The organism is Streptomyces sp. NPDC048521 (assembly GCF_043199855.1).
GTDB lineage: Bacteria > Actinomycetota > Actinomycetes > Streptomycetales > Streptomycetaceae > Streptomyces.
The window spans coordinates 1-19,983 of sequence record NZ_JBICWR010000004.1; the positions used below are offsets into that span (position 1 = coordinate 1).

At 69.9% G+C, this 19,983-nt stretch carries 19 protein-coding genes and 1 rRNA gene; 10 read left to right on the plus strand and 10 right to left on the minus strand.

Translation table 11 applies throughout. The features are described from left to right. Positions 1-95, plus strand: a 5S ribosomal RNA gene (rrf, locus tag ACGFRF_RS10820); the annotation flags it as partial. A 65-nt stretch (positions 96-160) separates the two neighbouring features. On the opposite strand, the gene ACGFRF_RS10825 is transcribed toward rrf, so the two are convergent. Beyond that, positions 161-709, minus strand: a complete 549-nt coding sequence (locus ACGFRF_RS10825; RefSeq protein ID WP_393738351.1) for a cysteine hydrolase family protein — start codon at positions 707-709, stop codon at positions 161-163. 81 nt (positions 710-790) lie between these two features. Here ACGFRF_RS10825 and ACGFRF_RS10830 point away from each other — a divergent pair, with 81 nt between their 5' ends. Then, positions 791-1,357 carry a GNAT family N-acetyltransferase gene (locus ACGFRF_RS10830; RefSeq protein ID WP_393738353.1) on the plus strand — a complete coding sequence of 189 codons (567 nt, stop codon included), beginning with the start codon at positions 791-793 and terminating at the stop codon, positions 1,355-1,357. On the opposite strand, the gene ACGFRF_RS10835 is transcribed toward ACGFRF_RS10830, so the two are convergent. From ACGFRF_RS10835 to ACGFRF_RS10870, 8 genes are all read right to left on the minus strand, one after another. Continuing rightward, positions 1,354-2,934 carry a type VI secretion protein gene (locus tag ACGFRF_RS10835; RefSeq protein WP_393738355.1) on the minus strand — a complete coding sequence of 527 codons (1,581 nt, stop codon included), beginning with the start codon at positions 2,932-2,934 and terminating at the stop codon, positions 1,354-1,356. The two genes, ACGFRF_RS10830 and ACGFRF_RS10835, sit on opposite strands and share 4 nt — an antisense overlap. A gap of 9 nt (positions 2,935-2,943) precedes the next feature. Further along, positions 2,944-4,356 (minus strand): ATP-binding protein, encoded by a 1,413-nt coding sequence (locus ACGFRF_RS10840; protein WP_393738357.1) that lies wholly within the window; start codon positions 4,354-4,356, stop codon positions 2,944-2,946. A 14-nt stretch (positions 4,357-4,370) separates the two neighbouring features. Further along, the gene (locus ACGFRF_RS10845) at positions 4,371-5,927 is read right to left on the minus strand and encodes an SCO6880 family protein (protein ID WP_393738359.1); all 1,557 of its coding nucleotides are present in this window, start codon (positions 5,925-5,927) and stop codon (positions 4,371-4,373) included. Next, positions 5,924-7,288: a hypothetical protein gene (locus ACGFRF_RS10850; protein ID WP_393738361.1), complete on the minus strand. Its 1,365-nt coding sequence runs from the start codon at positions 7,286-7,288 to the stop codon at positions 5,924-5,926. Before ACGFRF_RS10850 ends, ACGFRF_RS10845 begins: the two co-directional genes overlap by 4 nt. Further along, on the minus strand, positions 7,278-8,108 hold the full coding sequence (locus ACGFRF_RS10855; protein ID WP_393738363.1) for a hypothetical protein: 831 nt from the start codon (positions 8,106-8,108) through the stop codon (positions 7,278-7,280). The genes ACGFRF_RS10850 and ACGFRF_RS10855 overlap by 11 nt, the downstream gene beginning before the upstream one ends. 177 nt (positions 8,109-8,285) lie before the next feature. After that, on the minus strand, positions 8,286-8,594 hold the full coding sequence (locus ACGFRF_RS10860) for a hypothetical protein (protein WP_014673544.1): 309 nt from the start codon (positions 8,592-8,594) through the stop codon (positions 8,286-8,288). Positions 8,595-8,946: 352 nt separating this feature from the next. Then, positions 8,947-9,069, minus strand: coding sequence for a hypothetical protein (locus tag ACGFRF_RS10865; protein WP_393738364.1), 123 nt, complete (start codon positions 9,067-9,069; stop codon positions 8,947-8,949). Positions 9,070-9,186: 117 nt separating this feature from the next. Next, complete coding sequence (locus ACGFRF_RS10870) at positions 9,187-9,789, minus strand: TetR/AcrR family transcriptional regulator (RefSeq protein ID WP_393738366.1); 603 nt, start codon at positions 9,787-9,789, stop codon at positions 9,187-9,189. A gap of 89 nt (positions 9,790-9,878) precedes the next feature. Here ACGFRF_RS10870 and ACGFRF_RS10875 point away from each other — a divergent pair, with 89 nt between their 5' ends. The 4 genes from ACGFRF_RS10875 to ACGFRF_RS10890 all read left to right on the plus strand — a co-directional run bounded on the left by ACGFRF_RS10875 (position 9,879) and on the right by ACGFRF_RS10890 (position 13,745). Further along, on the plus strand, positions 9,879-10,802 hold the full coding sequence (locus tag ACGFRF_RS10875; protein ID WP_393738368.1) for an oxidoreductase: 924 nt from the start codon (positions 9,879-9,881) through the stop codon (positions 10,800-10,802). A 137-nt stretch (positions 10,803-10,939) separates the two neighbouring features. Continuing rightward, entirely contained in the window at positions 10,940-11,716 is a 777-nt protein-coding gene (locus tag ACGFRF_RS10880; protein ID WP_393738370.1) for a trypsin-like serine peptidase, read from the plus strand. A 92-nt stretch (positions 11,717-11,808) separates the two neighbouring features. Further along, positions 11,809-12,810, plus strand: a complete 1,002-nt coding sequence (locus ACGFRF_RS10885; protein WP_393738372.1) for an NlpC/P60 family protein — start codon at positions 11,809-11,811, stop codon at positions 12,808-12,810. 230 nt (positions 12,811-13,040) lie between these two features. Continuing rightward, entirely contained in the window at positions 13,041-13,745 is a 705-nt protein-coding gene (locus ACGFRF_RS10890) for a phosphatase PAP2 family protein (RefSeq protein ID WP_393738374.1), read from the plus strand. A gap of 84 nt (positions 13,746-13,829) precedes the next feature. Here ACGFRF_RS10890 and ACGFRF_RS10895 read toward each other — a convergent pair whose 3' ends face one another. Next, entirely contained in the window at positions 13,830-15,398 is a 1,569-nt protein-coding gene (locus ACGFRF_RS10895) for an FAD-binding oxidoreductase (protein WP_393738376.1), read from the minus strand. A gap of 324 nt (positions 15,399-15,722) precedes the next feature. Between ACGFRF_RS10895 and pstS the strand changes: the two genes are divergently transcribed. The 4 genes from pstS to pstB all read left to right on the plus strand — a co-directional run bounded on the left by pstS (position 15,723) and on the right by pstB (position 19,883). Continuing rightward, positions 15,723-16,856: a phosphate ABC transporter substrate-binding protein PstS gene (pstS, locus tag ACGFRF_RS10900; RefSeq protein WP_393738378.1), complete on the plus strand. Its 1,134-nt coding sequence runs from the start codon at positions 15,723-15,725 to the stop codon at positions 16,854-16,856. 114 nt (positions 16,857-16,970) lie between these two features. Further along, positions 16,971-17,975, plus strand: coding sequence for a phosphate ABC transporter permease subunit PstC (pstC, locus tag ACGFRF_RS10905; protein ID WP_393738380.1), 1,005 nt, complete (start codon positions 16,971-16,973; stop codon positions 17,973-17,975). Next, positions 17,972-19,024 carry a phosphate ABC transporter permease PstA gene (gene pstA / locus ACGFRF_RS10910; protein WP_393738382.1) on the plus strand — a complete coding sequence of 351 codons (1,053 nt, stop codon included), beginning with the start codon at positions 17,972-17,974 and terminating at the stop codon, positions 19,022-19,024. The genes pstC and pstA overlap by 4 nt, the downstream gene beginning before the upstream one ends. 82 nt (positions 19,025-19,106) lie before the next feature. Further along, positions 19,107-19,883: a phosphate ABC transporter ATP-binding protein PstB gene (gene pstB / locus ACGFRF_RS10915; RefSeq protein ID WP_393738384.1), complete on the plus strand. Its 777-nt coding sequence runs from the start codon at positions 19,107-19,109 to the stop codon at positions 19,881-19,883. Positions 19,884-19,983 lie beyond the last annotated feature (100 nt).

A 19,983-nucleotide genomic window follows, 5' to 3' on the forward strand; every position in this document is an offset into this window, starting at 1 on the left:
AAACGCCCGGTTACATTCCGAACCCGGAAGCTAAGCCTCACAGCGCCGATGGTACTGCAGGGGGGACCCTGTGGGAGAGTAGGACACCGCCGAACAATTTTTGGGGAAACCCCCGCATCGAAAGATGCGGGGGTTTTCTGCGTTCTGGGTGCGTTCGGGGTCAGAATGCGACGTCAGCTGTCTCCATGGTTCCGCCCTGGCGGCCGGGTGCGTTGTGCCATCGCCAGTAGAGGTTGGTGTGGGCGATCACCTGCTCCGGGGCGGGAGCGCCGTACGCGGTCAGGTCCTCCGTGGTGTGGGCGTCGGAGACCAGCGTCGCGTCGTAGCCGCGGACGATCGCGCCGTGCAGCGTCGAGCGGACGCACACATCGGTCTGGGCGCCGGTGACGACCAGCCGGCCCACCTTCCGCTCGGCCAGCACGCCCTCCAGGACGGTGTCCTCGAAGGAGTCCGCATAGCTTTTGTGGACGACCGGTTCAGCGTCGCGGCGCTTCAGCTCTGGGACGTACTCCCATTTCTCGCTGCCGTACGTCAGCTCCTCGTCGGAGTGCTGGATCCAGACGACCGGCACGTCCGCGGCGCGGGCCTTGTCGATCAGGATGTTGATGTTCGCGAGGACGCCGTCGAGGTTGTGCGAGCCCGCCACGACGCCGTTCTGGACGTCGATGATGAGCAGCGCGGTGTTCGGTCGATCGGGAAGCGTGGTCATGCGCCCACAGTAGGACCCGGCACTGACAACCCGCCCCGAATATCGGATGAGTGCTCCGGCGGGCACGGCTACCGTGGCTCCATGAGTACCCCGACCAGCGACGACTACGTCATCCGTGCGATACGACCCGACGAGTGGACCTCGGTGAAGCAGCTGCGCCTCGACGCGCTGCGCGACCCGGTGGCGCCGATCGCCTTCCTGGAGACGTACGAGGAGGCGGTGGCCGAGCCGGACGCGTTCTGGCAGGAACGGGCGACCCGATCCGGCGAGGGCTCGCACACGGCGCGGCAGTTCATCGCCGAGGCGCCGGACGGCACCTGGGCCGGTACCGTCACCGTACTCGTCGAGGAGGCCGGGACGGAGGACTGGGCCGGGTATCCGATCGAGCGTCGGCAAGGGCATGTGGTCGGTGTGTTCGTTCGGCCCGAGCATCGTGGGACCGGACTGATCAAGGCGCTGTTCGACGCCGGTGTGGAGTGGGCGTGGCAGCAAGGCGTCGAGCGGGTGCGGCTGTTGGTGCACGCCGACAACGCGCGGGCGCAGGGGGCGTACCGCAAGGTCGGGTTCGGCCCGAGCGGGTTCGTGGTGGCGTTCTCGAAGGACGCGGCGGAGAACGAGCTGGAGTTCGTTCTGGAGCGGCGGTCCTAGACCGGGAGTTCCCGGTGTGGCCAGCGGGCGCGGGCCTGTTCGCGGGAGCGGAGCAGGGCGAGGGCCGGCAGGCCCTGGCCGGGCCCCGTGGCGAGCAGGTCCGGCAGCTCCGGGATGGGGGCCACGGCCGCGATGTCGTCCAGGACCAGGGTGAGTGGTGGGTCGAGCCGACCGGAGGATGACCGTTCGGCCATGGCCCGGCCGCGCTCGACCACGCTGGAGACGAGGGCCGTCAGGAGCGGCATCGCGCCGGGGTTGCTCCTTGGGTCCTCGATGGATTCACCGACCACATAAAGTGTGCCCCCTTCGTGGACGAAGGAATCCAAGGCGAGCGCATCAGTTCGGTTGGGAGTGCAGGCCTCGCGGATGTTGACCGTGGAGAGGGCGGACAGGGCTCGGCTGGTCAACTCGTGGGCCATGTCCCGGCGTTCGGGGTGCGCGGTGAGGGCGGCCTCGAGTTCGCCGGCGGCTCCGGGGGCGGCCTTGGGGTGGGTGCGCAGGGTGCGTACGGCGTCCTGGACCTGGGTGCCCTGGGACCAGCGGTGGACGTGGCGGACGGTGCGGGTTTCCAGCGCGGCGGCGTGAAGGTAGCTCCGCAGGAGGGTTGTCGCCGTGTCGGCCACCGCTTGGTCGATCTTGGCGGTGGGCTGGACCGGGCTCAGGAGGGCGGTGGCCCTGTGCAGGGCCGTCTGTTTGTCCTCGCAGCCGGCGATGGGGGACCAGTGGAGGCGGGCGGGGGTGTCGCAGAGGTGGGTGGGGTCGTAGAGCAGGGTCGGACCGAGTTTGGCTCTGGCGTCCTTCGTGTCCTGCCAGAGGGCCGGGTTCGAGGTGAGGACCAGGGTGGGGCCCTGGGCGTCCTGGATGGTCTGGGCTGCGGTTGAGTGGCGGACCGCGGGCGGTCCGTAGAGCACCGCGCCTTCGGCGCGCTGTGTCTCCCACGCACCCGCCCCCTCACCGTTGGCCGCGAGCGTGCCCAGCGCGTCCCGGGCGGCAGGCTGCTGAATGGGCTGCGTCGGCTGGGGCGGACCCAGCGTCTCGACCGGCCCCGGAGGGCGCGGGGTCTCGGTCGGCTGCGGGGCCGCCTCCGCGCGCGGCACGGGTACCTCGTACCGCTGTTCCGGAGCCGGAGCCGGAGCCGGAGCCGGAGCCGGAGCCGGAGCCGGAGCTGCCGCTGTCTCCGCCTGCGCCTTCTCCGCCCGTCGTCCGGCCTTTCCCGCTCGCCAGCGGGCCACCGCTCCCATCACGAACATGGTGAGGACGAAGAGGATCATCAGCTGGCCGATGAACAGGCCCCAGAACAGCCCCCAGCCGGAAAGCTGGGCCGCGGGGGTGTCCGGCCAGGCGCCGGTGATGTCGTGCGGTCGGCCGATGAGGTGGCGCATGGCCAGGGGGGTGCGGGTGAACGTGACGCCGTCGGGCCAGGCGCCCTGGGTGAAGAGCGCGGAAAGGCCCGTGGCCGTCCACACGAGCAGTGTCATGCCGAGGAGGAACGCGAGGAGGCCGATCAGGAGGCCGTCGGGGATGCCGCCCTGGCCCTCCCGCCGGTCGTCACGGCGATCGCGAGCGTCCGGTCTCACCCTGTCCCCCTACGCCACCGTCGATTCGGAGTCGCCCAGGTGCTGCTCCACGAAGGCCGCCGCCCGCTGCTCGGCCTCCAGTTCGGCGGCGCGCAGGGCGTCGTCGGCCCTGAGGTCGGCGGAGGACTCGGTCATCGCGCGGTCGGTGAAGACCAGGGGCCGTTCCGTCTCCGTGATCAGGTGTTTGACCACCTGGACGTTGCCGTTGACGTCCCAGACGGCGATGCCGGGCGTCAAGGTCGGGATGATCTCCACGGCCCACCTGGGCAGGCCCAGGACCCGGCCCGTGGCCCGCGCCTCGTCCGCCTTCTGGGCGTAGATCGTCCTGGTCGACGCCATCTTCAGGATGGCCGCCGCCTCCTTCGCCGCGGCTCCGTCGACCACGTCGGACAGGTGGTGGACGACCGCGACGAAGGACAGACCCAGTCGGCGGCCGAACTTCAGCAGCCGCTGGAACAGCTGGGCGACGAAGGGGCTGTTGATGATGTGCCAGGCTTCCTCGACCAGGAAGATGCGCTTCTTGCGGTCGGGGCGGATCCAGGTGTGCTCCAGCCACACGCCGACGATCGCCATGAGGATGGGCATGGCGATGGAGTTGCGGTCGATGTGGGAGAGGTCGAAGACGATCAGCGGCGCGTCCAGGTCGATGCCGACCGTGGTCGGGCCGTCGAACATGCCGCGCAGGTCACCGTCGACCAGGCGGTCCAGCACCAGGGCGACGTCGAGCCCCCAGGCCCGTACGTCGTCTATGGCGACGTTCATCGCCTCGGCCGACTCCGGCTCGGGGTGCCGTAGCTGCTCGACGATGTCGGACAGGACCGGCTGGCGGTCGACGATGGTCTCGTTGACGTAGGAGTGGGCGACCTTGAGGGCGAAGCCGGCGCGTTCGTCGAGGCCGTGGCCCATCGCGACCTCGATGATGGTCCGGAGCAGTGCGAGCTGACCGGTGGTCGTGATGGCGGGATCCAGCGGATTGAGGCGGATGCCGTGGTTCAGGGCCGCCGTCGGGTCGAGCCGGATGGGAGTTATCCCCAGCTCCTGCGCGATCAGGTTCCACTCGCCGACACCGTCCTCGCCCTGGGCGTCCAGGACGACGACCTGGCGGTCCTTGAACCGCAGCTGGCGCAGGACGTACGTCTTCTCCAACGCCGACTTGCCGTTGCCGGACTCGCCGAGGACGAGCCAGTGGGGGGCCGGGAGCTGCTGGCCGTAGAGCTGGAAGGGGTCGTAGATGTAGCCCTTTCCGGAGTACACCTCGCGGCCGATGATGACGCCGGAGTCACCGAGGCCGGGCGCGGCGGTGGGCAGGTAGACCGCCTGGGCCTGGCCCGTGGAGGTGCGCACCGGCAGCCGGGTCGTCTCGACCTTCCCGAAGAGGAAGGAGGTGAAGGCCTCGGTGAGGACGGACAGCGGATCCCGCATCGGCGAATCAGCCCCTACCTTCGGATGCCGGTGGCGAACGGAAGTGTGTTCACGAAGGCGCGGTGGTGCTCTCGGTCGCACCACTCCAGCTTGAGGTACGACTTGCCGGCGGAGGCCCTTATCGTGCGCTTGTCGCGGGCGAGGGCCTCCGGGGAGCGGGAGGAGACGGTGATGTAGCCGACGAGGTTGACGCCTGCCGCGCCGCTGGCGAGGTCTTCGCCCCTCTGGTCGAGGCGGTTGTGGGCGGCGATGTCCCGGGGGTCCACCGTGCGGTTCATCTTGGCGGCGCGGGAGGCCTCGGCCTCGTCGTTGGTCTTCTCGGTCAGCATGCGTTCGATGGCTACCTCGGTGGGCTCGAGATCCATCGTCACGGCGACCGTTCGGATGACGTCCGGGGTGTGGACGAGGAGCGGGGCGAGGAAGTTGACGCCGACGGGGGTCATGGGCCACTCCTTCACCCACGCCGTCGCGTGGCACCAGGGGGCGCGGGTGCTGGACTCCCGGGTCTTGGCCTGGAGGTAGGTGGGCTCCATGGCGTCCAGCTCGGCCGGCCAGGCGTTGCGCTTGGTCATCGCCTGGATGTGGTCGATGGGGTGGTCCGGGTCGTACATGGAGTGGATCAGCGAGGCCAGCCGCCCCTGACCGAGCGGCTGCCGTACGCGGATGTCGGCCTCCTGGAGCCGCGAGCAGATGTCGGTCAGCTCGCGGGCCATGACGATGGCGAGCCCGGCGTCCCGGTCGACCTTGCCGCCCTGTGCGCGGACGGCCCGAGCCATGGCGTGGGCCTCGGCGGCCAGTTCGCGGTTGTAGTGCATGCAGGCGACGAGATAGGCGCGGTGCTGCTCGCTGCTGGTGGACACCATGGACTGCAACTGCTCGTACGACCGCCGCAGCCAGTCGGGGGAGCGTTCGTCGCCGCGCAGGACGACGTCCTTGGCGTGCGCGTCGGGGTCGGCGGGCAGCGTGCGGGCGAGCATCTGCAGCCGGGTGACGAAGCCGTCCCCGTTGGCCACGTGCTTGAGCAGCGTGCCGAAGCGGTCGACCAGGGCCTCCTGGTCCTCGGAGTCGCGCAGGCCGACGCCGGGGCCTTCGATCTCGATGGCGGCCGTGACCGTCTTGCGGTCGGCGTGCAGCAGTACGGCGATCTCGTCCGGGCCGAAGGGAGCGGCGAGCCAGGTGATGCGTCCGATGCCCGGGGGCGGCCCGATCTCCACCTCCCGGCCGTCGAGCCGTGTCCCGGCCTCCATGACGTTCGACCGGTAGACGGCTCCGCGCTTGACGGTGCGCTTGTAGCTGCGGTTGATCTCGAACCACCGGTAGAAGGTGCGGCGCTTGTACGGCACGTAGACCGCGGCGAGCGCGAGCAGCGGGAAGCCCATCAGCAGCACGATGCGCAGGGACAGGACGGGGACGAGGAGGCCGCACATCATGCCGAGGAACGCGCCGGCGATGATCAGCACGATCTCGCCGGACTCGCGGTTGCGGCCGATGATCGCGTTCGGCCGGGCGCGGCCGATGAGATACGTACGGCGGGGCGTGACCGGATGGGACAGGTGGGACTCGGTCGTCAACGCCCTTCACCTCCCGAGCGGTTGTTGCGGGTGTTGCTGGCGTGCGGGGTGTTGACCGGGCTGGCCGCGCGGGGCGCGGGCGTGGCGGAGGGGACGGCTCCGCCACCCCCGGTCGGGGTACGGCTGCTGTGGGCGGCGACCCCGCCGGTGGCGGGGTTGGCCGGGCGGGGCGTACTGCTGCTCTGGCCTCCGCCTCCGTTGTTGTCGGCGCGGGTGCTGTGGGTCTTGATGCCCTGGGCGACCAGGGTGGCGGGGGAGCTGATGACGGCGGCGGCCTTGCCCTCGGCGCCCTGCATGATGCGGTTGTTGCGGGAGCCGGCGATCTCGTCGCCGAAGCCGGGGACGAAGCGGTAGATCATCGCGCTGGCGAAGATGGCGAGCAGGATGATGGCGAGGCCGGAGACGACGGCGGAGAAGGCGTCGGGGCCGCTGTCACCGGACAGGGCCCCGGCGAGTCCGAGCACGATGACGATCACGGGCTTGACCAGGATCACGGCGATCATGATCCCGGCCCAGCGGCGGACGTGGCCCCACAGGTTCTTGTCGACCAGTCCGGCGTAGACGACGGTGCCGAGGAGGGCGCCGACGTAGAGCAGGGCGGCGCGGATGACCAGCTCCAGCCAGAGGATGCCGGCGGCGAGGATGCTGACCAGGGAGACGACGATCAGCATGATCGGTCCGCCGCCGATGTCGGTGCCCTTGCCGAGGGCGCCGGAGAAGGTGCCGAAGAAGGTGTCGGTCTGGTCGCCGGTGGCTTTCGCGAGGACGTCCGTGACGCCGTCCGTCGCCGATACGACCGTGTAGAGGATCAGGGGGGTGAAGGCGGAGGCCAGCACGGTGAGCCACAGGAAGCCGATGGCTTCGGAGATGGCGGTGGTGAGGGGCACGCCGCGTACGGCTCGCTTGGCCACGGCCAGCAGCCACAGCAGGAGGGTCAGGATCGTCGACGCGGCGAACACGACGGCGTACTGCTTCAGGAAGGCCTGATTGGTGAAGTCGACGGTGGCGGTCTCCTTCACGGCGTCACTGAGCTTTTCCACCGTCCATGCAGCGGCCTCTGCACAGCCTTTGGCGAGCGAGGACAGCGGGTCGAGGGTGGAGGTGTCCGGCGTGGTGACACCACCGGATCCGCTGGAGGTGTTCCCGCGTTCGCAGTACTTTTTGGCCTCGCCGGAGATGACGTCGCAGTTGTACTTTTTCGACGGCGAGGGAGACGGGCTGCCCGTGGGTGTGGGCGTGGGCGTGGGCGTGGGCGTGGGCGTGGGTGCGGCGAAGGCGCGTGTGGCCAGCAGCACGGTTGTGGTCTGTACGGCTGCCACGACTCCGGCCAGCTTGAGCGTACGTTGCGGGCTACCGGGCATACGTGAACCCTCCGTACTCTTCGGTGGCCTTGCTGATCTCGGCGGAGGTGGCGGCCTTGTCGTCACCGGGTACCGGTGCAGGGCCGTCCTTCTGCGTGTCGGAGGCGATCTTCCAGTCGCCGTCGGACCACTGCAGGTCGAACGTCCAAGTCTTCCAGGACGAGGTGACAGGGTCGGTCGAGGTGTCGCCGGCCATTCCGATGAGCCCTACGTACCAGACCGCGACCTTGGCACTGTTGTCCGTGTACTGCTGCACGGTCGTGCCGGCCGGGACCACCCGGGACACGAACGTGCTGCCGTTCGGTGGGTTGCCCGCTGTATCGAGGCCCATCTTGGCGAGGAACTCGGCAGAGTAGGCCTGGTCCATCGGGCCCTGGAGACGGGCCGCCGCCTCGGAGGTGTAGAGCAGTTCCAAGAGGGTGTGGCGGCTGTCCTTCTTGAACATGCTCGTCGAACCCAACGCCACGGCGTAGTTCGAGGCAGCCGACTGTGCTCCCTGCGCGGTGCGGGCGAATCCCGTCGGCACGCCGGAGGACTTCGTCTCCACCGGACGGGTGCCCGACGGTGCCGTTGATGACGTCTGCGGCTTGGAGCCCTTTGCCGTCGAGCCGTCGGCAGATGAATCGTCTCCCCGGTTCGCGAAGGCGATTGCCGCGATGAGGAGGACTACGACGCCGACGACAGTCACCAGGCTGCGGGAGGAGGAGCGGCGGGTGCCCCGGCGTGGGGCGCCGCCGTAGGGGTCGCCCTCGGGCAGGCGGGTGCGGGTCTGGCCCGTGTCGCCGTAGTCGGTGTAGCCCTGCTCGTCTCCGGGACTCATGCCGCGTACGCCCCCTCCACCTCGTAGAGATACGACGGTAGCCGTGCTGGTTCCCGCGCGGGCGCGGTGTGGTGACTCGACATCAGGGAAACGCAACCTCAGCCGGTGGGCACGACGGGTGGGTGGGGTGGAGGGGACAGCCGGGTGTGCCCGGGAGGGCAGGGGGCGGAAAGGGTGTCAGACCGCCATGCCGTACACGATGGTGAACAGTGTGCCTAGGGAGCCGATGATGAACACGCCGGTGAGGCCGGCGATGATGAGCCCCTTGCCCTGTTCCGCGCTGAAGGTGTCCCGGAGGGCCGTCGCGCCGATCCGCTGCTTGGCCGCGCCCCATACCGCGATGCCGAGGCAGAGGAGGATCGCCACGGCCATGACCACCTCGATCATCACCTTGGCCTCGTTGCCCAGGCTGCCGAAGGGGCCCCAGTCCGGAGCGATCCCGCCGATGATGGTGTTGATGTCTCCCTTGTCGGCCGCAAAGAGCATGTAAGTCACCGCCCCTGGTGGGTAGTTCCGCGAGCGCCCCTGCGGTGTGCAGAGGTCAGGCCTCATTGTCGCCGACAACGTCGCCAACGTATGTCGACTTGACGTCATTGACTGGCGGGTTTCGTACGAATAGCGCGTACGGTCACTCTGTGTATCACGGCAGGTCACGCCGGGCAACGAGGTCAGACCGGAACCTGTCGTGTGGTTCTGTCGTTGACCCCCTCTATGACTCGCGCGGTTTCTGACGGCTGGTCGGGTGAGGCGTCGAGTCGATGTTCTCACGGGCGGTGGAACGCGGGACGGGGCAGGGGCGCGGAGGCGGGTGTCGCCGGGCCTGTGACGTGAGGCTTCGTCAGGCTCGGGTGGCGCAGGGCGTGATGTTCGAGAGGGTGCCCCCGGCCGGTCGGGTCGTCGTGGCGGGCCGGGCGGTGCGCAGGCGGTTGGTGGAGCGGGTGCCGTTGTTGCCGCTCGTCATGTCGTCGGGGGCGGAGGTGCCGGCCGTGGTGCGGGGAAACTTGGCCGGGTATCAACTGCTGCCGCGCGGGGTGCCGGCGAGCTCGGTCGGGTGGTGCCGCGCGTCCTGACGTCCGCGTCAGCGGGGCGTGAGGCCGGTCAGCAGGTGGTGTACGTGCTCGTCGAGGCCGGTCAGGACCTGCTCCGGCGGGATCGAGCCGTTGGCGGCGAAGGCGGCGAGCCCGTGCAGGCTCGAGGCGGCGACGAGGGTGATGCGCTCCGGGTCGCCCGCGACGATCTCGCCCCGTGCCTGGGCGTCCGCGACCAGCCGCATGATGGAGCCGACGGATCGGTCGACGACCTCGGCGAGCTGCGCCGAGGCGTCGGGGTCGTGCTTGCGGGTGAACATCAGTTCCAGGAGCGTGGCGTTCTCGACGGCGAACCCGACGTAGGCCTTCGCCAGCCCGGCCAGGCGCGGCTCCAGGGGCTGCCCGGGGTCGTCCGCGGACTCCAGGGCCGCGGCCAGCCGCTCGTACCCGGCGAGGGCCAGGGCGTCGAGCAGGGCCTGCTTGTCCTTGAAGTGCCGGCCGGGGGCGGCATGGCTCACGCCGATCTCACGGGCCAGCTCGCGCAGGGAGAGCGCGCCGGCGCCTCGCTCGCGCAGGGTCCGCTCGGCGGCCGTCAGGAGGGCGGCGCGCAGGTCTCCGTGGTGGTAGCGGCGGGTCTCGGGCATGTGGACCATCGTATCGGCATGTAGTCGGCGTCAGCTTTGTAGGCGCTGTCACCATTGTTGTCATTGACAGCATTGTTGTCGATGCCTACTTTGAAGGCATGGCTGACAAGACCGCCGCGCCCAGCGCGCGCTCATGGAACGCGACCCGTCTCCCCGACCTCTCCGGCCGTACGGCCGTTGTCACCGGGGCCAACAGCGGCATCGGATTCGCCGCCGCCGACGCGCTGGCCGGCGCGGGCGCGCACGTGGTGTTCGCCGTACGGGACCTCGAGCGCGGGCGGGCCGCCGCCGCGCGCGTGACCGGCAGCACGGAGGTGCGCCGGCTCGACCTCGCCGACCTGACCTCCGTCCGCGCGTTCGCCGCCTCCTGGGACCGTCCGCTGGACCTGCTGATCAACAACGCGGGCGTGATGATGGTCCCGGAACAGCGGACCGAGGACGGCTTCGAGATGCAGTTCGGCACGAACCACCTCGGTCACTTCGTCCTGACCAACCTGCTGCTGCCGTATGTCACGGACCGGGTGGTGACGGTCTCCTCCGGTGCCCACCGGATGGGCGACCGGGTGATCCACTTCGAGAACCCGAACCTCACCGGCATCTACACCCCGCAGCGCGCCTACTCCCAGTCCAAGCTGGCGAACCTCCTGTTCACCCTCGAACTCCAGCGCCGCCTGACCGGGTCCGGCTCCCCCGTCCGCGCCCTCGCGGCCCACCCCGGCTGGGCGGCCACGAACCTCCAGAGCCGCATCGCGAACCCCGTCGCCCGCGCCGCCCTGCGACTCGGCAACCGTTTCCTGGCCCAGGACGACAAGGCGGGCGCCCTGCCCACCCTCTACGCGGCCGGCCAGGACCTCCCCGGCGCGTCGTACGTCGGCCCCGACGGTCTCGGCGAGATGCGCGGCGCCCCCACCCTGGTCGGCCGCAACGCGGCGGCGAGCGACCCGGAGGCGGCCCGGCGCCTGTGGACGCTGTCGGAGGAGCTGACGGGCGTGAGGTGGGGGCTCGCGGCGTCGGCACGGTGACGGCCGTCCCCTGGGCCGACCGGCGCACGCGAACCACGGGTTTTCGGGGCTGCGGTGGCGGGGCACCGGGGGTTCACAGGAAAATCTCAGTGAAGTCGGAGCGGGTTTCTCACCTCCGTGGGACAGAGTGGGGCCTGATGAAGCGCATCTCACGCATCTCACGCATCTCGGTCACCTCGCGTCCCGCGTTGCTCGGCGCTGTGGTGCTGCTCGCCCTGACCTCGGCGTCCGTGGCCGCGGCCGACGACGGGCCGGGGCCCTTCGGGGTCACCGTGGATGCCGCCGCCACCCGGCACAGCGCGCGGGTCGGCGCGCTCTTCGGCGCGGACCGGGCGGATCGGCCGGCCGGGGGCCACTTCTGCACCGCCTCGGTGGTGCACAGCCCGCAGGGGGATCTCATCGTCACCGCCGCGCACTGCGTGGCCGGCACCGGCGCCCTGGTGTTCGCGCCGGGTTACCGGGACGGGGAGGCGCCCTACGGGGTGTGGAAGGTGACGAAGCGCTTCCTGCCCGAGGGGTGGGCCAAGGACCGGGACGAGGACAGCGACCTCGCCTTCGCCGCCGTCGCCGATCCGCACGGCAGGCACATCGAGGACGTGGTCGGGGCCAACCGGTTCGCGACCGGGGTGGCCACCGGCGCCACCGGCGTGACCGTCACCGGCTACCCGGACTCCCGCGAGGTGCCCATCAGCTGCACGAACAAGCCGACCCGGCACAGCCGCACACAGCAGCGCATCGACTGCCCCGACTTCACCGGCGGCACCAGCGGCAGCCCCTGGATCAACGGCGACAGCCAGGTCGTCGGCATCCTCGGCGGCCACGAACAGGGCGGCTCCACCGCCGACGTCTCCTACAGCGTGGTGCTGGGGAGCGAGGCGGCGGAGCTGTACCAGGACGCGACGACCGGTCGCTGAGGCAGCGTCACCCTCACCCCCAGACCTGCGAAATGACGCCACTTCGCGCACAAATGGCCTTGAACGGCGCCCGCATGGGGGAAAGTTGAACCGTGCGGAAGGTATGGGTGATCGGTGGGGCGGCCGTCGGGCTCGGCATGGGCTTCGTCATGCTGCTCGTCGTCGGGGTGTACGTCGTCGCCGGCAATCTCGTCAACGGAGTGACCTCGGGCAGCCGCGGGCTCGCCAAGGGAGCCGTGCCGGCCGCCTACAAGCAACTCGTGCAGCAGTGGGGCAACCTGTGCCCGGCGCTCAACCCGGCGCTGCTCGCCGCCCAGCTGTACCAGGAGAGCGGCTGGAACCCGACCGTCGTCAGCCCGGCCGACGCCCGCGGCATCGCGCAGTTCATCCCGAGCACCTGGGCGACGCACGGCATCGACGGCAACGGCGACGGCAAGCGCGACATCTGGGACCCGAATGACGCGATCCCGTCGGCCGCCTCCTACGACTGCGAACTCGCGAAGTACGTGAAGGACGTGCCCGGGAACACCTCCGACAACATGCTCGCCGCCTACAACGCGGGCGCCTACCGCGTCATCAGGGCGGGCGGGGTGCCGGCCATCAGCGAGACGCAGAACTACGTCAAGCGGATCCGCAGCCTGGAGGAGAGCTTCGCCGCTCCGGTCACCCGGATCGACCCCACCCGGCAGGCCGCCGGCGCCATCGCCTTCGCGCAGAGCAAGCTCGGCACGCCCTATCTGTGGGGCGGCAACGGCACCGCCGACCAGGGCGGACGCTTCGACTGCTCGGGTCTGACCAAGGCCGCGTACGAGAAGGTCGGCATCACCCTGCCGCGGGTCGCCAACGACCAGTACAACGCGGGTCCGCACCCCTCCAGGGACCAACTGCTGCCCGGTGACCTGGTGTTCTTCTCCGACGACCTCACCGACTCCCGGGCCATCCGCCACGTGGGTATCTACGTCGGCGGCGGGTACATGATCGACGCACCGCGGTCGAATGCCGTGATCCGGTTCGACCCGGTCGACACCCCCGACTACTTCGGGGCCACCCGGGTCACCGAAGATGGCGCAAAAGCACTCCCCACGAAGGTATGAACCGAGCGTGAACCCACCCCCTGAGCTGCGGTGATGAGTCTCTCTTCGATAACGTCTGCGTGATCATTCGGTGGAGAGTGGAACGTATCAATGGGGGCTGTGCGTTCCTGTTGACGTAGCCGAGCGGACGTCAGTGCGGTAGTGCAGCGGAAGCGGATCTACGAACCACGGGGGCAGGAGCGACGCACATGAAGTGCGTCCCGGGAAGACGACGAAGGGGCCGCAGCACCATGGCTGTACTCGCCGAATCCGGATCGAACCCCGACGTCGACCTGCTCTACGACATCAATGGCCTGGCCAAGCACGCCCCGCACTGGTTCGACCGGATCATGGAGTTCGTGGGCGAGTACGGCCTGCTGCTCGCGATGGTGCTGCTGATCCTGTGGTGCTGGCGGTCCGTGCGGCGCCGGGGCGACGAGGACGCGGCGCCCTCGGTGGCCGCGCTGGTGTGGGCCCCGCTCGCGGCCGGGCTCGCCGTCCTGGTGAACGTCCCGATCCGGGGCTTCGTCGAACGCCCCCGCCCCTTCGTCGACCACCGGGGCCTGGACGTCCTGGTCTCCGGCAAGTCCGACTTCTCCTTCGTCAGCGACCACGCGACGATCACGATGGCGCTCGGCGTGGGACTCTTCGTCGCCAACCGCCGCTTCGGCATCGCGGGCATCGGCCTGGCCCTGCTGGAGGGCTTCTGCCGGGTCTACATGGGCGTGCACTACCCGACGGACGTCGTCGGCGGCTTCGCACTGGGCACGGCCGTCGTCCTGCTGCTCTCCCCGCCGGCCATGGCGCTGCTCACCCCGCTGATGCGGGCCGTGGAGCGTTCGCCGCGCGCCGGGTGGCTCGTGCGGAGCCGGTCGGCCGGGGCGGCCCGCCGGGACGCCCTGCTGCCGAACGCCCGCACGTCCGTGGAGTCAGAGGAGCGCGACCTCGCTGCGTAGCCGCCGGCGCAGCGACCGCCCGGCGGCGCGGGGAGCCGGGCGACCGGCCCGACGGACCCCCGGTCAGGCCAGGCCGCTCCCCGGCTACAGTCCCTGCGCGTAGGAGAAGAAGCGCTGCGGGTCGTAGCTCTTCTTCACCTTCGCCAGCCGCGTCGCCGCGTCCCCGTAGTACGCCTTGCGCCAGTCCTTCAGCGTCGGGTCGCTGTAGTTCTGGTACGCGGCACCCGAGGCGTACGGCTTCATCGCGTCGTGGGCCGAGGTCAGCCAGGACTGGGCGGTGCTGCCGGAGGCGCCCGCACCCCAGGAGGCGATGTACTGGGCCAGCATCCGGGAGCGGCGGTGGACGAACGCCGTCGCGGTCGGCGAGACCCGGTTGACCGCGCCGCCGAGCGCCGTGAACGCGATGCTGCCCGCGCCGCCCCGCACCGAGCGGATCTGCTTCAGCACGGTCTGGATGCCCGCCGGGGACAGCGAGCGGTCGAAGAAGTCGGAGCGGGCCGCGTAGGTCTCACGGCCGAGCCTGCCCTGCGGTGAGCGGCCCGGGGTGGAGCCGGGCAGATGGCACTGCGCGTCGGTGGAGAAGGAGGAGCAGCCGGCGTAGATCTCCATCGCCTCCTCGTAGCCCCGGCGGCGCAGGGAGACCGAGGACGCGTTCGCGCCGGCCTGGTGGGCCAGGCGGTCCACGGCGTTCTGCAGTTCGCCGTAGGTGCCGAGGGAGAAGCAGGCCACGGAGATGGTCGGGGTCCGGCCCGGCGAGCACGCCAGGTGCAGGGAGGACCAGATCTCGTCGGGCTGGCTCGGGCCCCACGCCTGCCACGCCTTGAGCACTGCGGCCGCCTTCGCCCAGGGCCAGGTCAGGTAGGCGGTGACCGCCTGCGGTGCCGGGTGGGTCTTGAAGTGCAGCTCGGTGACGACGCCGAAGTTGCCGTTGCCCGCGCCGCGCAGCGCCCAGAACAGGTCGGAGTGGTGACTCGCGTCGGCGGTGACCTGGGTGCCGTCGGCCGTGATCAGGGTGGCCTGGGTGAGGCTGTCGCAGGTGAGGCCGTAGGCGCGGGAGGCGACCCCGTGCCCGCCGCCGAGCACCAGGCCGGAGACGCCGACGGTGGGACAGGAGCCGGCCGGTATGGTCACGCCCTTGGCGGCCAGTGCCCGGTAGACGTCGATCAGCTTGGAGCCGGCGCCCACGACCGCCTGGCCGCCGCTCACCCGGACCCGGTTCAGCCTGGACACGTCGAGGACCAGACGGTTGTCGCCGGAGGAGTAACCCGCGTAGGAGTGGCCGCCGTTGCGTATGGACACCCGTATGCCGTGCGCGTGGGCGTAGGCCAGGGTCGTCCGGATGTCGGCGGTGTGCGCGACATAGGCCACCGCGGCCGGCTTCAGGCCGTCGAAGCGGGTGTTGTACAGCTGGTGGGCCGTCGTCCAGGACGCGTCACCGGGCCGCACCAGGGTGCCGTCCAGGTCACGGGCGAGGGCCGCCCAGTTCGCGGCGGCGTTCGCGCCGGTGGCCTTCAGGGTCGTCAGGGACGATGAGCGGGACGGCGTACCGCTGCGCGCCGCCGAGGCCGAGTCGTCGCCGCCCGCACTGCACGCGGTCAGTGCCGTCGTCGCCAGGGCAGCCGCGCCGCCCGAGATGAACGTACGCCGTTCCATGTCTCCGTCGCCTTTCCTCGGCTCTCCTGGAACGAGACGACGCCTTGCCCACCGGGGTTCCCCGGCCGAGGGACGAACGTCGAATACGCGTGCGTGCAACCCGGCTGCCGGAACCTCCATGTGTTCTCCCCGTGAGCATTCCGTGACCTCACCGGGCCGACGGCAGGGGTTCACCCCTCGTTCACTTCCGGCCATCGGCGGCTTCACCTGTTCTGCCTAGTTTCGGCCGTGCACGGTGCGGAGTGCGGCCATACATGCGCTCTCACGCATCTCACGACTTCGCACGCCGCCGACAGCGGCGGCTCCTGGAAGGAACTCCCGAAAGTGAAGCTTCAGCGCAAGAACCGGCTGCGCGCCCTCTCGCTCGGTGCGATCGCCGTCTCCGGCGCCCTGGCCCTGACGGCGTGCGGCTCCGACGACAACGGTGACGGTGGCAAGACGTCGGGCAACTCGTCGGCTTCCGCGGGCGCCGGCTCGATCAAGTGCGACGACGCCAAGGGTCAGCTGCTCGCAGACGGCTCCTCCGCGCAGAAGAACGCGATCGACGCCTGGGTGAAGAACTTCTCCCAGGCCTGTGGCGTGCAGATCAACTACAAGGGCGGCGGCTCGGGCGCCGGTGTCACCGCGTTCACGCAGGGCCAGGTCGCCTTCGCCGGTTCCGACTCCGCGCTGAAGCCCGAAGAGGTCACCGCCTCCAAGAAGGTCTGCTCCGACGGCCAGGGCATCGACCTGCCGATGGTCGGCGGCCCGATCGCCATCGGTTACAACGTCCCGGGTGTCGACAACCTGGTCCTGGACGCCCCGACCCTCGCCAAGATCTTCGACAGCAAGATCACCAAGTGGAACGACCCGGCGATCGCCGCCCTGAACAAGGGCGTGAAGCTTCCTGACCTGAAGATCCAGGCGTTCCACCGCTCGGACGAGTCCGGCACCACGGACAACTTCACCAAGTACCTGATCGCCACCACCCCGGACAACTGGAAGTACTCCGGCGGCAAGGCCTGGCAGGCCAAGGGCGGCCAGTCCGCTCCGCAGTCCGCGGGTGTGGCCCAGCAGGTGAAGCAGACCTCCGGCGCCATCGGCTACTTCGAGCTGTCCTACGTCAAGGACGGCCTCAAGGCCGTGTCCATCGACACCGGCGCCAGCAAGCCGGTCGCGCCCAGCTCCGAGAGCGCCACCGCCGACATCGCCGCCGCCAAGATCGTCGGCACCGGCAAGGACCTCTCGCTGAAGCTGGACTACCAGACCAAGGCCGAGGGCGCCTACCCGATCACCCTGGTCACCTACGAGATCGTGTGTGACAAGGGCAACAAGGCGGACACCCTGCCCGCCACCAAGGCCTTCCTGCGCTACATCGCCGGCGAGGACGGCCAGAAGATCCTCCCGAGCATCGGCTACGCGCCCGTGCCCGCCGACATCATCTCCAAGGTCCGCACGACCATCGAGGGCCTGAGCTGATCTGATCCGAGAGTGCGGCCCGGTACCCGGCAGGGCCGGGCCGCACCGTCCGGTGCACCGCCGCCATGAGCCGCCGCCCCCTGGGGGGTACGGCTCCGCAGACCGGAGAACCCGATGGACATATCGACGACAACCGACGTACCCCCTCCCGCCCCCCAGCCCACGATCGCCGAGCACAAGCGCGCGGCCCGTGGCGCCACGCGCCCCGGTGACCGCATCTTCCTCGGCCTGTCCCGAGGCTCCGGCATCCTGCTGCTGGCGATCATGGCCGCCATCGCGGCCTTCCTCACCTACCGCGCCGCCCTCGCGATCAGCAAGGACCACGCGAACTTCCTGACCACGTTCGAGTGGAACACCAACGTCCTCGAACCGAAGTTCGGCATCGCGGTCCTGGTCTTCGGCACGATCGTCTCCTCGGTCATCGCCATGGTCATCGCGGTGCCGGTCGCGGTCGCCATCGCGCTGTTCATCACGCACTACGCTCCGCGCCGCATGTCCGGCCCGGTCGCCTACGTGATCGACCTGCTCGCCGCCGTGCCGTCCATCGTGTACGGCCTGTGGGGCGCCCTCGTGCTCGTCCCGCACATGAACGGCCTGTTCGGCTGGCTCAACGAGTTCTTCGGCTGGACCGGCGTCTTCTCCTGGGACCAGGGCGCGCCGCGCTCGATGCTCACCGTCGGCATCCTGCTCGCGATCATGATCCTGCCGATCATCACCAACGTGAGCCGTGAGGTCTTCCGCCAGGTCCCGCAGATGCACGAGGAGGCGGCCCTGGCCCTCGGCGCCACGCGCTGGGAGGTCGTCCGGATGTCCGTGCTGCCCTTCGGCCGCTCCGGCGTGATCTCCGCCTCGATGCTCGGCCTCGGCCGCGCGCTCGGCGAGACGATGGCCGTCGCCACCGTGCTCTCGCCGTCCTTCGACATCCAGGCCAGCCTGCTCAACCCGGGCGGCGGCACCTTCGCCCAGAACATCGCCGGCAAGTTCAGCGAGGCGAACGAGTTCGGCCGGGACGCGCTCATCGCCTCCGGTCTGGTCCTGTTCGTCATCACCCTGGTGGTCAACGGCGCGGCCCGGCTGATCATCGCCCGTCGCGCGGAGTACTCGGGGGCCAACGCATGAGCACCGCAGCCGTCACCGACAAGCGGCCCAACACGCTGCGCGCCGCCAGCCTGCCCCGGTGGACGCCGTGGGCCATCGCCGCCGGCTCCCTCGCCCTGGGAATCGGCATCAGTCTGGCCGCCGGCCTGGACAGCGAGATCCAGTGGGGCTTGATCGCCGCTGTCCTCTTCGTCCTCGGCACGTTCGGCATCGCCGCGCGCGTCGAGGGGCGCCGCCAGGCCAAGGACCGCGTCGCCACCAGCCTCGTCTGGGTGGCCTTCCTGCTCGCCGTGGTGCCGCTGGTCTCCCTGATCTGGGTGACCGCCGCGCGCGGTGCGAAGGTCCTCGACGTCTACTTCCTGACCCACTCGATGGGGGTCGTCGCCGACACCGAGCCCGGCGGCGGCATCTACCACGCCATCATCGGCAGCCTGGAGCAGGTCGGCCTCGCCACCCTCATCGGCGCCCCGATCGGCGTGCTCACCGCGATCTACCTGGTGGAGTACGGCCGGGGCCGGCTCGCCCAGGCCGTCACGTTCTTCGTCGACGTCATGACGGGCATCCCGTCGATCGTCGCGGGCCTGTTCATCCTCAGCCTGATGCTCATCTTCGATATGCAGCCGTTCGGCTTCGCCGGTTCGCTGGCCCTGGCCATCCTGATGATGCCGGTCGTCGTCCGCTCCACGGAGGAGATGCTCAAGCTCGTCCCGAACGAGCTGCGCGAGGCGTCTCTGGCGCTCGGCGTGCCCAAGTGGCGGACCATCCTGAAGGTGGTCCTGCCGACCTCCATCGGCGGTATCACCACCGGCATCATGCTGGCGGTCGCCCGTATCGCCGGTGAGACCGCGCCGGTGCTGCTGCTGGTGTTCGGCAACCCGTTCATCAACGACAACCCCTTCGAGGGCGCGCAGGCGTCGCTGCCGCTGTACATCTACCAGCAGTTCGCCAACAGCGCGGGCTCCGGAGCGGCGTACGACCGCGCGTGGGCGGCGTCCCTCACGCTGATCGCCTTCGTGATGATCCTCAACCTGGTGGCCCGCGGCATCGCCCGCTGGAAGGCCCCGCGTTGACGATGTGCGGCTACCCCCGCGCGGCCGGCCGCTGACGCGGCCACACAGCGACCGAGCTTGAATCTCTGGAAGTGAAGCAGACATGGCCAAGCGAATCGACGTAAGCGGCCTCACCGCCTTCTACGGCTCCCACAAGGCGATCGAGGACATCTCGATGACCGTGGAGCCGCGGTCGGTGACGGCGTTCATCGGCCCCTCCGGCTGCGGCAAGTCGACGTTCCTGCGCACGCTGAACCGTATGCACGAGGTCACCCCCGGCGGTCGCGTCGAGGGCAAGGTGCTCCTGGACGACGAGGACCTGTACGGCGCCGGTGTCGACCCGGTGTCCGTCCGCCGTGAGGTGGGCATGGTCTTTCAGCGCCCGAACCCGTTCCCCACGATGTCGATCTTCGACAACGTGGCCGCGGGCCTGCGGCTGAACGGCAACTACAAGAAGTCGGATCTGAACGACATCGTCGAGAGGTCCCTGAAGGGCGCGAACCTCTGGAACGAGGTGAAGGACCGCCTGAACAAGCCGGGGTCCGGCCTGTCGGGTGGTCAGCAGCAGCGTCTGTGCATCGCGCGGGCGATCGCGGTCGAGCCGAACGTGCTGCTCATGGACGAGCCGTGCTCCGCGCTGGACCCGATCTCCACGCTCGCCATCGAGGATCTGATCGGTGAGCTGAAGGAACGCTTCACGATCGTCATCGTGACGCACAACATGCAGCAGGCGGCGCGTGTCTCGGACCGTACGGCGTTCTTCAACCTGGCGGCGGTGGGGCAGCCGGGCCGTCTGATCGAGATCGACGACACCGAGCGGATCTTCTCCAACCCGTCGGTCCAGGCCACGGAGGACTACATCTCCGGGCGCTTCGGCTGACGGACGCGGTGCGCGGCCGCTTCGGCTGAGCCGGGCGGTTGTGGTGGACCCCTCGCGGTGCTGCATGGCGGTGCCACCGTGAGGACGCAGAAGGGCCCGC

What these genes read in the sequence shown, in the direction of transcription:
- ACGFRF_RS10825 (WP_393738351.1), bottom strand. Translation starts at nt 709, where the DNA reads ATGACCACGCTTCCCGATCGACCGAACACCGCGCTGCTCATCATCGAC.
- ACGFRF_RS10830 (WP_393738353.1), top strand. Translation starts at nt 791, where the DNA reads ATGAGTACCCCGACCAGCGACGACTACGTCATCCGTGCGATACGACCC.
- ACGFRF_RS10840 (WP_393738357.1), bottom strand. Translation starts at nt 4,356, where the DNA reads ATGCGGGATCCGCTGTCCGTCCTCACCGAGGCCTTCACCTCCTTCCTC.
- ACGFRF_RS10850 (WP_393738361.1), bottom strand. Translation starts at nt 7,288, where the DNA reads ATGCCCGGTAGCCCGCAACGTACGCTCAAGCTGGCCGGAGTCGTGGCA.
- ACGFRF_RS10855 (WP_393738363.1), bottom strand. Translation starts at nt 8,108, where the DNA reads ATGAGTCCCGGAGACGAGCAGGGCTACACCGACTACGGCGACACGGGC.
- ACGFRF_RS10860 (WP_014673544.1), bottom strand. Translation starts at nt 8,594, where the DNA reads ATGCTCTTTGCGGCCGACAAGGGAGACATCAACACCATCATCGGCGGG.
- ACGFRF_RS10865 (WP_393738364.1), bottom strand. Translation starts at nt 9,069, where the DNA reads ATGACGAGCGGCAACAACGGCACCCGCTCCACCAACCGCCTGCGCACC.
- ACGFRF_RS10870 (WP_393738366.1), bottom strand. Translation starts at nt 9,789, where the DNA reads ATGGTCCACATGCCCGAGACCCGCCGCTACCACCACGGAGACCTGCGC.
- ACGFRF_RS10875 (WP_393738368.1), top strand. Translation starts at nt 9,879, where the DNA reads ATGGCTGACAAGACCGCCGCGCCCAGCGCGCGCTCATGGAACGCGACC.
- ACGFRF_RS10880 (WP_393738370.1), top strand. Translation starts at nt 10,940, where the DNA reads ATGAAGCGCATCTCACGCATCTCACGCATCTCGGTCACCTCGCGTCCC.
- ACGFRF_RS10890 (WP_393738374.1), top strand. Translation starts at nt 13,041, where the DNA reads ATGGCTGTACTCGCCGAATCCGGATCGAACCCCGACGTCGACCTGCTC.
- ACGFRF_RS10895 (WP_393738376.1), bottom strand. Translation starts at nt 15,398, where the DNA reads ATGGAACGGCGTACGTTCATCTCGGGCGGCGCGGCTGCCCTGGCGACG.
- pstC (WP_393738380.1), top strand. Translation starts at nt 16,971, where the DNA reads ATGGACATATCGACGACAACCGACGTACCCCCTCCCGCCCCCCAGCCC.
- pstA (WP_393738382.1), top strand. Translation starts at nt 17,972, where the DNA reads ATGAGCACCGCAGCCGTCACCGACAAGCGGCCCAACACGCTGCGCGCC.
- pstB (WP_393738384.1), top strand. Translation starts at nt 19,107, where the DNA reads ATGGCCAAGCGAATCGACGTAAGCGGCCTCACCGCCTTCTACGGCTCC.